The sequence below is a fragment of the Deltaproteobacteria bacterium genome, assembly GCA_003194485.1.
In the GTDB taxonomy this organism is placed as follows: Bacteria; Desulfobacterota; Dissulfuribacteria; order Dissulfuribacterales; family UBA3076; genus UBA3076.
Genome location: PQXD01000068.1, coordinates 1 through 2,611, shown reverse-complemented (window position 1 = coordinate 2,611; position 2,611 = coordinate 1). Strand labels below are relative to the sequence as shown.

At 47.0% G+C, this 2,611-nt stretch carries 2 protein-coding genes; one reads left to right on the top strand and one right to left on the bottom strand.

Annotation, left to right across the window (positions count from 1 at the left end; all coding sequences use genetic code 11):
• Positions 1-234 precede the first annotated feature (234 nt).
• A complete protein-coding gene (locus C4B57_12060; protein ID PXF50510.1) occupies positions 235-1,452 on the top strand; it encodes an ABC transporter ATP-binding protein in 1,218 nt (405 codons plus the stop codon).
• Between the two features lie 17 nt (positions 1,453-1,469).
• On the opposite strand, the gene C4B57_12055 is transcribed toward C4B57_12060, so the two are convergent.
• Positions 1,470-2,378, bottom strand: coding sequence for an SAM-dependent methyltransferase (locus tag C4B57_12055; protein PXF50509.1), 909 nt, complete (start codon positions 2,376-2,378; stop codon positions 1,470-1,472).
• Positions 2,379-2,611 lie beyond the last annotated feature (233 nt).

Here is a 2,611-nt window from a genome sequence, read left to right as displayed (position 1 = left end):
CTTGTTTTCTGAGACTTTTGCAGCATGGGACCCTCCCTGTTCTCCTCCGCTGCGCTCCGGAGCCAGGGTTTCCCGTACTGCAAAAGCCAGGAAAACTGCGGGACTTCCGCAAGTCGCTCCAAGGGATGATTACCCAATAATCCGTTACAATCAGCATATGATGCGGAGCTAACTCAATAGTCATATTAGAACAAGGGTAAGAAATTGGACCAGGAAATCTTTAGATCAGATGATTTGCAATCACCTTTAGTATGTCTGAAAAATGTCGGAAAGGATTTCCCGGTTGCCTCAACCGGCTTAGGGCATCTGCAGACTATCTGGTCATTACTGACCGGGCGGGGCGATTATGCGCGTTTCAGCGCGTTGCGCGGCATTGACCTTGAAATATACGCGGGACAATCGTTGGGCCTGATCGGTGAAAACGGGGCAGGGAAGACCACCTTGTTGAAAATTGTCGCCGGGGTAATCAGGCCTTCAACCGGTAAGGTGGAAATCAACTGCAGGGTTGGTGCGCTATTGGAGTTAGGCGCCGGATTCCATCCGGAATATACCGGGCGGGAAAATATCTATTTGACAGCAGCGCTGATGGGCATGGGCAAATCGGATATTGAGAATAATATCTCATCTATAGTTGAGTTTGCAGACATCGGTGAACATATAGATAAGCAAATTAAACACTATTCATCAGGCATGTTCGTCAGGCTGGGTTTTGCCATTGTCACGGCCTTGCGCCCGGACCTCCTCATTACGGACGAGGTTTTGGCAGTCGGCGACGAGTCCTTTCAAAAAAAATGCATAAAGTGGATGGAATCCTACCTGTCTGACGGTGGTACACTGATGTTGTGTTCTCATAGCATGTATCACATCAATAAAGTATGTCATAAGGCCCTCTGGCTGCACAGGGGACAGCCCCGTCTGTACGGAGACGCATCTGACGTGACTCGAGAATACCTGGCCCACTTTGAGGAGAAAAGCTGTAAGGCCGAAGAGGACAAATCACGTAACGTGACACATGAAAAGAATGCGGATGATGAAAAATATACAATACAGGAGCTATGGCTGGAGGATCAGAACAGGAATCATGTTTCCAATGTCACCAATGGAAAAGATGTGTATGTTTGCGGCACCGTGTATTCTCCTGATCAGCGAATTCCGGTTGTTGCAGTGGGTATGCGTCGAGCCGACGGCACGCCGGTTTACGGAGTATCAACCGAGATGGATGAGTTTCAGCCAAACGCCCTCGGTCCGGACTTATTTGGTTTTACATTACATCTTAAGCAGCTTCCGCTATTGCCCGGGAAATATCTTATTCGCGTCCATGCAATGGACCCGGAAGGAATGCGTCTGTTTGATCCCATGGAATGCCCTCTGAATGTATCAGGACATACTCGGGAAATTGGTCTCTGCCGCATTGAACATGCATGGCTCCCTGGCGAAAAAGCCTGCAAATAGCCTTAATATTGAGCTTTTTACGGCTTTTTCAATAAGAGGCGGATTTCATTTGTGAGGAGATCCTCTTCAGGATATTTTGCCATGAGTATATCAGGTACCGGCAGGGCAACCCGATAACTCTCTTTCCGGATTTCCTTGAAGCCATGGCTGCAGAATAAGTCAACCACTTCTCCGGCTGTAAGTTTGTTGAGCTTTAAGAATTCCCCAAAAATAAAGGCCTTGTACTCGTCGAAAGTCCGCACATAAAAATTGTATTCTTTTTCATTTGCAGGGATGTCGCCGGAATATCCAAGAACGGTCCTTTTCAGGGCCTCTTCATCCAGTAATAGATGCGCCCAGGGCTGTTTTATGAACCGTCCCAGATGTGAGCCGAAAGGAGAATAATACAGGGGCTCTATTTGCAGAAAGAGCAGTCCCCCTTGCGGGAGCAGATCGAACAGATCCGCAACAACCATGTCGAGAAATGGACGTTCTATGTGTTCAAAGGTTGACCAGGTAAAAATCGCATCTGCTCTCAAAATGTGAACCGGGCTTTGTCCGGGAGCAATTTTCTGAAAAGAAAGGTTCTCCGGCAGCCTTTTTAAACCTATTTGCCTGGCTGCAATCTCGTTCAGGTTGGTAAATGTTGATGTAATATCCACACCAATCACATTTTTTGGCCGATATTTTAACGCAATTGCCAGGTCAGTGATGCCATCGCCGCAGCCGAAATCCAACAAGCTTGCGCCGGCCATTTCCATTTCTGCATTTAGCCATTCATGTATAATGGGAGCCGCACCTTCAAAATGGTCCTTAAACCACTGATCAGTGATATTTTCGCTGCTCCATTGCGGCAATTTGGACCGGGGCAGAGAAGATATTATAGGAATCTCCCTCTTTGAAGTTTTCCTTAGGTGCGTTATCAGGCGCTGCAACAGAGTGGTCATTTGCTATTTCCTTGTTTCATATTTATTAGCGCCCTATCCCCACAAGGGAGTTATTGTTCTTGGCGCAATTTCTGAAGTCTCTTCTTCCTGTGCGAGAGATAGGATCGATGGTACTGTCAACTTTTTTGTGTGAATTTCTCATAGGCCAATTCTTTGAGAAAAGGCAGGTTGTTACGCACTTTTCCTATTGGGTTTGATCTCCAATGCAATTCCATTCTCAGAGAGATAAAGGC

Bases quoted from the DNA above. Each gene is read 5' to 3' on its own strand.
- C4B57_12055 (PXF50509.1), bottom strand. From the start codon at position 2,378: ATGACCACTCTGTTGCAGCGCCTGATAACGCACCTAAGGAAAACTTCA.